The sequence below is a fragment of the Alterotamlana spongicola genome (genome assembly GCF_035818475.1).
Taxonomy (GTDB): Bacteria; Bacteroidota; Bacteroidia; order Flavobacteriales; family Flavobacteriaceae; genus Cognatitamlana.
Map to the genome: position 1 here is coordinate 399,332 of NZ_JAYMGV010000003.1, position 12,688 is coordinate 412,019.

Sequence of the window (12,688 nt, forward strand, 5' to 3'; positions counted from 1 at the left end):
GAGATGAAGAATAGAAATTTAATAACCGTTTGTATTCTGGCAATTTTACTTACTTCAGAAGCTTTTGCACAAATTAGTGAAGATGCAAAAAGATCAGATTACAATCAAAACAAACCCGAAAGAGAAGAATGGTTTAGAGATGCCGGGTTAGGTATGATGCTACATTGGAGTTTAGACAGCCAGTTGGGTATGGTGATCAGCCATAGTATAGTAGGCTCATCAAAAGATTACAGGGATCGTTATTATAAGGAGCTTCCCAAAACGTTTAATCCAACAAAATTTGATGCCAGTGAGATTGCCCGGATTGCCCGGATGTCGGGTATGAAATATGTGGTACTAACCACCAAGCACCATTCAGGGTTTTGCCTGTGGGATACTAAAACTACGGATTTTAATATTATGAACACGCCTTATGGTAAAGACATTGTAAAAGCGTTTGTTGATGCCGTACGGGCACAAGGCCTGGCTGTAGGGTTCTACTACTCACCAGAAGATTGGTTGTTTGTAGACAAGCAAGGCGCTTTGGTTAAAAGGGTAGACAGAGATAAAATCTCAAAATCTTTCCGGAAAGCATATGATAAATATATGGTTGATCAGCTTACTGAATTGTTGACCAATTACGGTAAGATTGATATGATGTTTTTAGACGGAGGACACTGGCCACCGGCAAAAAAAGCGTGTTGGAGTTTACAACCGGACATTATTATTACACGTGGAGCTATGGAATCACCTGAACAAACAGTAGCCGATGTAGTTATGGACCACCCCTGGGAAGCCGCTATTACTATTAATAACCAATGGCAATACAAGCCAAGTCAGAAATTCATAAAGGAAGGAAGAAAGCTAATTGAGATTTTAATAGAAAGTAGAGCCAAAGGCGGAAACCTGGTGTTGAACCTAGGGCCAAAACCCAGTGGAGAACTGGATATTGATGAAGAAGAGCCCTTACGAGAATTGGCGGCCTGGATGTTTGTTAACCAGGAAGCTATTTATAATGTTCGTCCGTGGATTGTAAGCCACGAGGATAATATTTGGTTCACTAAAGCAAAAGATGAAAATACAGTCTATGTTCACCTGACAGGACATAAATCGTGGGAGCGTGGTGACCGAAAAGAGTTTGTGTTAAAATCTGTAAAGGCCACTAAGAAAACTAAAATAGAAGTTGTTGGGCATGATGGCCTGGTGGTAGAATATCAACCAGATAAAGATCCAAAATCGTATGCTGTACAAAAAGGAGATGGATTGCATTTATCGGTAATTAGAGCACAACGTATCTATAACAATAATTTTTGGCCTAATGCAGTCGTCGTAAAATTAACCAATGTAGAACCTGTATATAAAGTTCCGGAATTCACTACACTGGAAGCAGAAAAGAAAAATGACAAGGTATATTTTCTTGGGAAGGTCAATGACTTAAAGGCATTTGAGGAAGTGCAGGTGCGCTTTGATTATAGGGTATATCCTGGATTTCACGAAAGTATATATTATAAGGATTGGGAAAGTACACATTGGATGGCTTTGGACAAAGCTGAAGAATTTAGAGTTGTAATGGAGTCATTGGTTAAAGATAAAGAGTATGAATTTCGTGTAGTGCTTCAAACAAAATATGGAAAATTATATGGAAATATTAATAAAGTAAGGCCTTAATGTTGATATACCACATATGCATTAACATTTGAAAAAAATGGCATTTGTTCTAAGAAGCTCATTGTTAATTAATAGCCTTTAAGGACTAAATTTAAAATAACACTCATGACACTCAATTTTATAGATATAACAGCCTTTATAGTTTTTATTCTTTTAGTCATTTTTGTCTCTGTGTACCTTTCAAGAAAAGAAGAAACATCAGAAGATTACTTTTTGGCAGGCAGAAGTTTATCATGGTGGGTTATTGGGCTGTCACTTATCGCTTCAAATATTTCTACAGAGCATTTTATCGGGCAGGCGGGCCAGGGATTTAAAGGTACTGTTGGTTTGGCTATAGCCAGTTACGAATGGATAGCTGCTATTGCATTGGTGATTGTTGCTTTTTTCTTTTTGCCCAGGTTTTTAAAGTCAGGTATCTATACTATGCCCGAATATCTTGGAAAAAGGTATGATACACCAACAAGAACATTTATGTCGGTTATGATGTTAGTGTTTTACATAGGTGTAACCATGGCTACTGTTTTGTATGCCGGGGCGTTCACATTGCATACTATATTTGATATTCCGTTACATTATGGTGTTTGGACTATAGGCTTAATAGCCGGAGCTTATACGGTTTATGGAGGGTTAATGGCTGTGGTTTGGTCAGATGTTATTCAGGGATCTGTATTGTTGCTAGGAGGGCTTATAGTAACACTGCTAGGATTTAAAGCTGTTGGAGGCATAGAGGAGTTTGTAAAGCTATCAGAAGGAAGGTTGCATACTATATTACCGGCAGACCATCCCGAATTACCATGGACAGCAGTTCTTATAGGAGGCATGTGGATTCCGAATTTATTCTACTGGGGACTTAATCAGTTTATTACCCAGAGAACTTTGGGGGCCAAAAGTGTAATTGAAGGTCAAAAGGGTATTCTGTTTGGAGCCACCATAAAATTGATAATCCCTTTTATAGTCATTTTTCCGGGCATTATAGCTTTTGAATTATATGGTGATGACATTAATAATCCGGATGCGGCTTTTCCAATATTAATAACAAAATTGTTACCTTCAGGGTTGATTGGAATTCTTTTGGCTGCGCTTTTTGGAGCTACTATGAGTACATTAGATTCATTACTAAATTCGGCAGCTACAATTTTCACAGTAGATATATATAAACCTTTTATAAACCCAAAAGCCAACAGTAAAAAAGAAATTAAAATAGGAAGAATAGCAACCTTAATTTTTACAGTTTTAGCTTGTATTTGGGCCCCTGTGTTAACGTCATTTGAAGGCGGGTTATACTTGTTTATCCAATTATATTGGGGTTTTGTACAACCAGGGATATTAGCGGCTTTTTTATTGGGGATGCTATTCAAAAAAATACATGGCAAAGCAGCCTTTACAGGAATGCTATTAAATATTCCTGTTTATGGGATATTATTGTGGCTATTACCCAATATAGCTTTTCTGCATCATATGATGATCTCGTTTATAGCAATTGTAATTTGGATGCTGGCGTATTCATATATGTTCCCTTCAAAAACAACAAGACACATAGAAATAACAAATATTAAGACAGAAAAATTGCCAAGATTGGTCAAAATATGGGGTATGGCTATAGTAGTAGCAACACTTGGTTTATATATTCTGTTTTTCTAATGATCAATATAATTTAAGATAAACCTAAAAGATATGGCAACACCGGCAAAAGAAAAAAAAGATTTTCGCAACTATGATCAAGGTGAGATTATAGCAGCGGTAAAAGAACATTACCGTAAAATGCGTACCAGGCAAACATTAGATTATGTAAAGCGCATGAAAGTTAAATATCTGACATACGATAAATCCATGCACATATGGGACGCTATGGAAAAGTTAAATGATCTGATAGATGTAAGTGATCCTGATATTACATTACCTAATGTACATCACTTGGTACAGTCTGCTGAAGCCATGCGTGAAGAAGGACGTCCGGATTGGATGCAATTGGTAGGGCTTATACACGATCTTGGAAAAGTAATGTATCTGTGGGGGAGTGATGACGACGGGACAAGTCAGGCGGAACAATGGGGATTAGTAGGCGATATTTTTGTAGTAGGCGCTAAATTTCCGGAGACTTGTGTGTATCCTGAGTTCAACCGGTTGAATTCAGATATGCAGGATGAACGTTATAACACTGATCTGGGGGTTTATGAAGAAGGCTGCGGTTTGGATAACCTTCACTTGGCCTGGGGGCATGATGAATACTTGTATCAGGTACTAAAGAACCATCCGGATAACAAAATTCCGGAAGCAGGTATGGTAATGCTTCGATATCACTCTTTCTACCCATGGCATACAGGCAATAGTTATGGCCAGTTTCTAACTGAAAAGGATAAACAATATAAAGTGTGGGTTATAGATTTTAACAAATATGATCTTTATACTAAGCGAGAGGAAACCTTTAACCCGGATAAGATTAAGGCGTATTATCAACCTATAATAGAGAAGTATTTAGGTCCTGAGAAAATCAATTGGTAAATAATATTAAATAGAAAATTTTACTGGTAGTAGAGAAATGAAGGTATTGAATACAATGTATATAAAGAGATTAAACAAGAACTTTTTTATTAGGTTATTCTTGTTTTTATGTTTAAGTATAGGGTTTTCATCCTGTACTGAAATAGAAGAAAAACCTAAAACTCCTAAATTGGTAGTAGGTATTGTTGTAGACCAAATGCGTTATGATTACCTTGAACGATTTTATGATTATTATGAAGAAGAAGGGTTTAAACGATTAATAAATAAAGGATTTAATTTTAGAAATACTCACTATAACTATATCCCCACCCGAACAGCTCCGGGACATGCTTCACTATTTACAGGAACTACACCTGCACGCCATGGAATAACTTCCAATAATTGGTACAACAGAGCCACAAAAAGTTCCGTGTTTTCTATAGCAGACACTACCGTTTATACGGTTGGTTTAGAAAATAGTAAGAACACATCATATTCACCACAAAACTTAATGGCTTCAACCGTTAACGATGAATTAAAACTGTTTCATTATGGTAAATCCAAAGTATTTGGTTTCTCTATTAAAGAAAGAGGTGCCATATTAACAGCCGGACACGCAGCCAATGCAGCTTATTGGTTAAGTAACGGAAAGTTTGTGACCAGTTCTTATTATCAAAAGGAATTACCGGAATGGTTAACCGGTTTTAATGATAAGGGTATAGCTGCAACCTATTTAAGAGATGGGTGGAATTTACTATTAGATCGGTCAGAATATCCTGAAGAGCTTATAGACAACCGCCATTTTGAAAGAAGTATTACAGATCAGGAACCTGAATTTCCTTATTCATTTCCGTCAAATGATAACGGAGCGATTGGTTCTACACCATTTGGAAATTCTTATCTAACAGATGTAGCTATTCGGTGTATTGAAGCCGAATCATTAGGGAAACAGGAGGTGCCTGATTTTATTACGATTAGTTATTCGGCTACAGATTATATAGGGCATCGTTATGGAGCAGGCTCATTAGAGATTATGGATACGTATTTACGACTCGATCGTGATATTGCCAGATTATTACAAAAACTGGATGAATCGGTAGGTATGGAAAATTATGTAGTAGTGCTTTCTGCAGATCATGGTGGCATGCATAATGCAGAACATTTGGAAGAGCAAAAAATGAATTCAGGCTTTACCTATAAAAACAGACTTAAAGAAAAATTAAATACATATTTGAGGACAGAAACCGGTTTGGATGAACTTGTTATCAGGCTGCGAGATGAACAGGTGTATCTCGATATGGAAAAAGCCAAAACCAGAATTGAAGAAGATAAACTAATAGCCCTTACCAAACAATGGTTTTTACAACAAAAAGGTATCCGTGATGTGGTAAGTATAAAGGAATTGGAAAACGGCTATTATCACAATGATGAAATACGGGGTATGCTAAAACGTGGCGTCTATCCTAAACGCTGTGGTGATATTATCTTTATTCATGAACCGGGATGGCAGTCGCAGTATCTGGCAGCCAATCATGGTACCGCATATACTTATGATACGCATGTGCCAATGCTTTGGTATGGATGGAAAGTTCCCCAGGGCGAGTCTGCCAGGTACAAAACCATTACAAGTATAGCTCCAACACTATCTATGATGCTTCGTGTGCCTTTACCTAATGCAGCTGACGGTAGACCATTGATAGAATTATTAGATAATTAAAAAGAATTTGATGAGAGAGTTTTTTGCAAGACATAAGATCAAGTTACTTTCATTTTTAGTACCAGTACTTTTGGCTATATTGTATTATTATACTAATAAAGGAGCAAAAGTTATAGACGTTGAGCAACAGTTTGCCATCAAACCCGAATGGTGGAATAGGCCCATTACACAAGTATCCTTACCGGGAACTCATAATTCGTATAATACGGGTTTTAAAAATACCAATGTAGATATCTCTATAGAAGATCAGATTAAATTAGGTGTCCGCTTTTTTGAAATCGATGTCTATGATGATGGAGATAAGCTTAGTGTTTATCATGGGGTTTCATGGACCGGGAAATGGGACTTTGAAGATATTTTGAACACGCTTGCCATTGGCATTCAAGAATATCCCACAGAAATATTCTTTATGAAGATAGAGCGTCATGCCGATCAGCAAAAAGTTCAAAATACCATTAATAGGATTTTAGGTAAATATATTTATAGAGGAAAAGAAGGAGAAGTGCCTACTGTGCAAGAGCTTATAGATACAGATAAACGACTGATCACTACCGGAAGTGCGGGGAATATGAATGCGCCATTGACCTATAGAGGTACTAAGGTAGGAAATAAAGGAAGCCTGGATTTGTTATGGGAACCTTATGTGTACAGAGGAGAAAAGAAAAGTATTGAGCCCCAAGCCGGATTACGTCTTACGGCTGTAGTTTTAGATAAAAGAGGACGTGGTGTACGTTCGTATTCCCAACAAATCAATACTCCGACATATCTGAAAAAATTAGCAATAAGGGCCTGGAGACTTAACGGACGTATACCAGGTCAGGTCATTGTTGACTTTCCATCATTAGGTAATGTGTTTAAAGTGGTCAATGAATTAAATGAAAATAACCGTCTTTTCGGAACTGTAGAGGTAGCTTCCAAAAATCCTTTTGAAGATGGAGATATTCAATGGATTTGTATATATGAAGGAGGAGAATACAAAGAAGAAATCACTACATTTAAGCTATCCCAATTTTTCGATTTACCTGCTCAAATAGGTGAAAAAATGACTTTAAGGCCGGTTTCTGAAAAATATAACATCATCCCCGAATCTATAGCATGGCATAATGAAAAGGGAAAAGACACTCTTGTAACCTTTACTTTAAAAGATAAAACTATTCATAACAATTAAATAATTATATAAAAAAAAAATGAGATATCTATTTTTGTTCCTAGTTCTTTTTAGCCTTCAAGGGGGTGCCCAAAATAGCAATGCCCATAACTTCGTTTATGTGGCTACGGATGGTGATGACAATAACCCCGGTACATTTAACCAGCCTGTAAAAACTATTGGAAAAGCACAGCAATTGGTTAGGACCTCCAAAAAATATGGAGCTACCGTTTATATAAGGGGAGGAGAATACAGAATGACGAAACCCGTTGTGTTTACCCCTGAAGATTCGGGAACCGAAATTTACCCTGTAGCCTATAAGGCCTATCCCGGAGAAATACCTGTGTTTTTAGGTAGTAAAGCGTTGGCTTTAAAATGGAAAAAAGGAAAAGGTGGTGTTTATACTGCTAAAGTGGACAAAACTCTTGACTTTGAACGACTGTACGCTAATGGAGAAAAGCAAATACTTGCCCGTTACCCTAATTATAATGAAGATGTATTGCCTTTCAACGGATGGGCTGAAGATGCCATAGCACCAGAAAGGATAAAAACCTGGAAAAGGCCAGAAGGCGCTTACCTGCACGTATTACATGGTGCCCAATGGGGAGGCTATCACTATCGTATTACCGGAGTAGATAATAAGGGAGAAGTTATACTGGAAGGCGGTTGGCAAAACAATCGACCTGAAAAGGGAATGCATAAAAAGTTCCGTTTTGTAGAGAATATAAAAGAAGAGTTAGATACGATCAATGAATGGTATTTGGACAAAGAAAAAAATACGCTTTACTGGAAACCGTCAACAGGTGTTAACCTTAAAAATGTTAAAATAGAAGTTCCGCAAACAAAGCATTTAATAGAAATTAAAGGAACAGAAGCCAATCCTGTAAAACATCTGCATATTGAGGGCATTCATTTCAAGCATAGTACCCGTACCTTTATGGAAGCCGATGAGCGACTACTTAGAAGTGATTGGGCCATTTATAGAGGTGGGGCTGTATTTATTGATGGTGTTGAACATGTGAGCGTAAAACATTCCAATTTTGAAGATCTTGGCGGTAATGCTGTATTTGTGAATGATTATGCCAGAAAAGTAGAGATCAGCCATAACCGAATCACCCGTATAGGAGCTTCGGCTATATGTTTTGTAGGAGATACAACAGCAGTTCGTTCTCCGGTTTTTGGATACTCTGAGTATGTTACTTATGAGGACATGGACAAGGTCATTGGACCAAAAAACAATTTATATCCGGCAAATTGTATTGCCCATGACAATCTTATCTTTGATTTCGGACAGATAGAAAAGCAAACAGCAGGTGTGCAGATAGACATGGCTATGAGCATTACAGCAAGTCATAATTCTATTTATAAAGCGCCAAGAGCCGGTATTAATGTAGGCGATGGTACCTGGGGAGGTCACATTATTGAATATAATGATGTGTTCAATACAGTACGTGAAACCAGTGATCATGGTTCGTTTAATTCCTGGGGACGTGACCGTTTTTGGAGTTCCAGCCGCGAGAGGGTAAATGCCTATGTCAAAGAACATCCTGAACTACCATTACTGGATGCCATCAAAACAACCCACATCCGCAATAATCGATTCCGCTGTGACCATGGGTGGGATATTGATCTGGATGATGGGTCTACTAATTATGAGGTGTATAATAACCTATGTCTTTCTAATGGTATAAAGCTTCGTGAAGGATTTTACCGGAAAGCGTTCAATAATATCACTGTGAACAATTCCATGCATATGCACGTATGGTATGACAATTCCGGAGACCTTGTTTATAATAATATTTTTGGAGCCTGGTACTGGACTATCCGACTCCCGGAAGTATGGGGAACCATGCTTGATTACAACCTGTTCGATATGACAGAAAAACCAATTCACCTAAATGATGGAGGCCGGGATACACATTCAATAATAGGAAACCCTCAATTTTTAGATCCGGCAAAAGGCGACTACCGTATAGCACCAACGTCTCCGGCATTAGCCTTAGGGGTCCATAATTTTGATATGGATAACTTCGGGGTGGTTTCAGAACATTTAAAAGCAGAAGCAGAAACCCCTGTATTACCGAAATATACACCCGGCTTAAATGCTGGTGAAGAACCAAAAAGAGACAATACGGAGTACGATTGGATGGGGGGTAAAGTAAAAAACCTGGTCGGTATGGGAGAGGTTTCCTCCACAGGAATGCATGCTGAAATAGGCGTTATCCTAACCTCTGTGCCCAAGGATAGCAAAATGGGTGAATTGGGCTTTAAAGAAGGTGATGTCATTTTTGAATGGTGGGGTGGTGAACTTGAAAATGTTAAGATCCTTCTGGTTAATTATAAGAGCAGGCCAAGAGGACATGATATTCCCGTAACGGTATTAAGAAATCAAGCTAAAGTACAGCTTCATGTAAATTAGATTTAAAATGAACACTTTTTATTGGTGTTTGACAGGAAGTCAGTGATAGCGTATTATCGGGATAGTAAAGATTAATTATAAATATATTGTAAATTAAAAAATAAGGATGATAGATATGATTTTAAAGAAAAAGACAGGGAAGCTAAGTATTTTGTTACTGTTGATATTATTAAATTCAGCATGTTCAAATATCAAAAAAGATAAAACCCCTTGGGAATCTCTTTTTGATGGCAAGACCTTAACAGGGTGGTCAATAGAAGGTGGAAAAGCAACGTATAAAATTGAAGATGGAGTTATTGTTGGTACTACTGTGGCAAATACTCCTAATACCTTCCTGACTACAGATAAGCTGTATAGTGATTTTATTCTTGAATTGGAATATTTAGTTGATTCAAGCATGAATTCGGGGATACAGATTCGTAGTAATAGTTTTCCATACTATAGAAACGGACGTGTACATGGCTACCAGGTGGAAATTGACCCGTCTGAGAGAGCCTGGAGTGGTGGTATATATGAAGAAGGCAGAAGAGGTTGGCTGAATCCGTTAAAAAATAATTCTGAAGCGCAAAAAGCCTTTAAGCAAAATGAATGGAACCATTATAGAATAGAGGCTATAGGAGATACTATTAAAACTTGGGTAAATAATGTGCCGGCTGCTTATTTAATAGATGATAAAACGGCGAATGGGTTTATTGGTTTACAAGTACATAGTATTCATAAAGAGCAAAAAGAAGGAACGGAGATCAAGTGGAAGAATATCCGCATTCTCACAAAAGATTTAGCTAGATACAGTAAGCAAATCTCTGTAAAACCTATTTATACCAAAAACCGTTTGACCGATGCAGAAGAACATGAAGGGTGGAAAATGTTGTGGGACGGAGAAACTACCAATGGATGGAGAGGTGCTAAATTAAATAAGTTCCCGGAAGAAGGGTGGATTATTAAAAATGGCGAGTTAATCGTATTAGCCACAGGAGGTGCAGAATCTACAGCAGGAGGAGATATTGTAACCACTGAAAAATATGGTGATTTTGAACTGCGAGTTGATTTTAAAATCACCGAAGGTGCCAATAGTGGTATTAAGTATTATGTAGACACAGAATTAAATCAGGGAGCCGGTTCATCTATAGGTTTAGAGTTTCAGATATTGGATGATGCAAAACACCCTGATGCTAAAAAAGGAAACCATGAAGGAAGTCGTACAGCAGCGTCACTTTATGATTTAATCAAAGCCAGTGATGAAAAGCATATGAATCCGGTAGGGCAGTGGAACAGTGCCCGGATAGTTTCTAAAGAAGGCCACGTAACACATTATCTTAACAGGACCAAGGTATTGGAATTTGATAGAGGTAGTGAAGCTTATAAAAAGCTTGTGGCCGAAAGTAAATATAAGGTTTGGTCAAATTTTGGAGAAGCTGAAAGAGGACATATTTTATTACAGGATCATGGAGATCGGGTAGCATTTAAAAATATTAAGATAAAACCTTTAAACTAATTTAAGATGGGATCAAGAAGAGACTTTATAAAGAAAACAGCAGTAGGAACTGTAGGAGGGTTGGTGCTTCCTGGTATAGGTTATGCTAATATATTAGGAGCAAATGACCGCATTAATGTAGCTATAATAGGCGTAAGAAGCAGGGCAAAAGCCCTTGTGCTAGGGATTCATAAATATCCCGGAGCTAAGATTATTTACAATTGTGATGTAGATGATACTATTATTGAAAAAAACAACGAATGGTGTAAAGCGAACATAGGCTATGTCCCTAAAGTAGAAAAAGATTTCAGAAAAGTATTGGAAGATAAAGATGTAGATGTCGTATTTATTGCAACACCGGAACATTGGCATGCCCCTATGGCGATTATGGCTCTACAGGTAGGAAAGCACGTATATGTGGAAAAACCTTGTAGTCATAATCTTCATGAGAATGAGTTATTAGTTGAGGCGCAAAAGAAATATGGCAAAAAGGTACAAATGGGAAACCAACAACGCTCAGCACCTACCTCTATAAAGGCCGTTAAAGAAATAAGAGACGGTATTATTGGTAAAGTATATAAAGGAGAAGCTTTTTATTCTAATAATCGCGGATCTATAGGTATTGGAAAAGAAATACCCGTACCTGAAACTTTAGATTGGGATTTATGGCAGGGGCCGGCACCAAGAACAAAATATAAAGATAATATTCACCCGTATAATTGGCACTGGTTTCGTAATTGGGGAACAGGCGAATTGCATAATAACGGTACTCATGAAATAGATGTCTGTCGATGGGCATTAGGCGTTTCAATCCCGAAGAGCGTAGCTTCATACGGAGGAAAATATGCTTATAATGATGATTGGGAATTTGCCGATAATCAGCAAGTTACGTTTCAATTTGAAGATGAGAAATTCATTACCTGGACAGGTCATAGCCGTGGTATGATGAAACCCGAAAGGCCTGGTAGAGGAGCGACTATCTACGGAAGTAAAGGAGCAATAACATTAACCAGAAACAGTTATGAGTTATATGACCTTGGTGGTAACCTTATTAAAAAAGAGGAAGAATCAGAACAAAGTGCCACCACTAATACTATGGGAGCAGGAAGTTTAGACAGCATTCATATAGCCAACTTTTTTGAAGCCATTAAAGTTGATAAAAAACAGAATTCTCCAATTGATGATGCAAGCGTCACTACAATGATCTGCCATTTGGGTAATATTGCACAAGATGTAAAACGTACTTTAAATCTTGATACTAAAACAGGAAGAATTCTTAATGACGCAGAAGCGATGTCCTATTGGAAGCGTGAGTATGAACCCGGTTGGGAACCAAAATTATAAATATTGAAAATGAATTTGCTTTAGCCCAAATAATCATTAACTACATAGCATAATGATTATTTGGGTCATTGATATATATGATTTCACCTCATGGAGCATATCATTCATATGTGATTAGGATAAATGCGGGTGAATTCCTCATTTAGATTAGCTCAAATTTTTGCCTAAAACACAACTTTTAGGCATGACCCGAAATTGATCCCTTTTTAAAACTAAATCATATCAAATTAAATGATCGTCTAAAAACTAAAAAGCCTTGCTAATTATATAATTAGCAAGGTTTTGATTTTGGATAATATCCTACTTATAGATTTGAACCTAATTTCTTAACCACTTCTTCGGCAATAGATATTTGTTGTGATATAATCAAGAGATGTTGACGATTTGTGAACCCCGATTTTATTTTAAATATATCAAATTAACTTTCGTAAGGTTAAAATATAAAGTAGATTACGACAA

8 protein-coding genes are annotated in these 12,688 nt (G+C 37.3%); all 8 read left to right on the forward strand.

All coding sequences use genetic code 11. The annotated features are described in order from the left end of the window. Positions 1-3: 3 nt before the first annotated feature. Positions 4-1,647, forward strand: a complete 1,644-nt coding sequence (locus VOI54_RS15830; protein WP_326284057.1) for an alpha-L-fucosidase — start codon at positions 4-6, stop codon at positions 1,645-1,647. Positions 1,648-1,752: 105 nt separating this feature from the next. Beyond that, positions 1,753-3,288 (forward strand): solute:sodium symporter family transporter, encoded by a 1,536-nt coding sequence (locus VOI54_RS15835; RefSeq protein ID WP_326284058.1) that lies wholly within the window; start codon positions 1,753-1,755, stop codon positions 3,286-3,288. A gap of 33 nt (positions 3,289-3,321) precedes the next feature. Then, positions 3,322-4,149, forward strand: coding sequence for an inositol oxygenase family protein (locus VOI54_RS15840; RefSeq protein ID WP_326284059.1), 828 nt, complete (start codon positions 3,322-3,324; stop codon positions 4,147-4,149). Between the two features lie 55 nt (positions 4,150-4,204). Beyond that, positions 4,205-5,845, forward strand: coding sequence for an alkaline phosphatase family protein (locus VOI54_RS15845; RefSeq protein ID WP_326284060.1), 1,641 nt, complete (start codon positions 4,205-4,207; stop codon positions 5,843-5,845). 10 nt (positions 5,846-5,855) lie between these two features. Beyond that, positions 5,856-7,013, forward strand: a complete 1,158-nt coding sequence (locus tag VOI54_RS15850; RefSeq protein ID WP_326284061.1) for a phosphatidylinositol-specific phospholipase C domain-containing protein — start codon at positions 5,856-5,858, stop codon at positions 7,011-7,013. Positions 7,014-7,032: 19 nt separating this feature from the next. After that, positions 7,033-9,411, forward strand: a complete 2,379-nt coding sequence (locus VOI54_RS15855; RefSeq protein WP_326284062.1) for a right-handed parallel beta-helix repeat-containing protein — start codon at positions 7,033-7,035, stop codon at positions 9,409-9,411. Positions 9,412-9,526: 115 nt separating this feature from the next. Then, the gene (locus tag VOI54_RS15860) at positions 9,527-10,906 is read left to right on the forward strand and encodes a 3-keto-disaccharide hydrolase (RefSeq protein ID WP_326284063.1); all 1,380 of its coding nucleotides are present in this window, start codon (positions 9,527-9,529) and stop codon (positions 10,904-10,906) included. Between the two features lie 6 nt (positions 10,907-10,912). Then, the gene (locus VOI54_RS15865; protein WP_326284064.1) at positions 10,913-12,229 is read left to right on the forward strand and encodes a Gfo/Idh/MocA family protein; all 1,317 of its coding nucleotides are present in this window, start codon (positions 10,913-10,915) and stop codon (positions 12,227-12,229) included. Positions 12,230-12,688 lie beyond the last annotated feature (459 nt).

Excerpts from the sequence above, each read along its gene's own strand:
- VOI54_RS15835 (WP_326284058.1), top strand. The coding sequence starts at position 1,753 with ATGACACTCAATTTTATAGATATAACAGCCTTTATAGTTTTTATTCTT.
- VOI54_RS15830 (WP_326284057.1), top strand. The coding sequence starts at position 4 with ATGAAGAATAGAAATTTAATAACCGTTTGTATTCTGGCAATTTTACTT.
- VOI54_RS15850 (WP_326284061.1), top strand. The coding sequence starts at position 5,856 with ATGAGAGAGTTTTTTGCAAGACATAAGATCAAGTTACTTTCATTTTTA.
- VOI54_RS15865 (WP_326284064.1), top strand. The coding sequence starts at position 10,913 with ATGGGATCAAGAAGAGACTTTATAAAGAAAACAGCAGTAGGAACTGTA.
- VOI54_RS15840 (WP_326284059.1), top strand. The coding sequence starts at position 3,322 with ATGGCAACACCGGCAAAAGAAAAAAAAGATTTTCGCAACTATGATCAA.
- VOI54_RS15855 (WP_326284062.1), top strand. The coding sequence starts at position 7,033 with ATGAGATATCTATTTTTGTTCCTAGTTCTTTTTAGCCTTCAAGGGGGT.
- VOI54_RS15860 (WP_326284063.1), top strand. The coding sequence starts at position 9,527 with ATGATTTTAAAGAAAAAGACAGGGAAGCTAAGTATTTTGTTACTGTTG.
- VOI54_RS15845 (WP_326284060.1), top strand. The coding sequence starts at position 4,205 with ATGTATATAAAGAGATTAAACAAGAACTTTTTTATTAGGTTATTCTTG.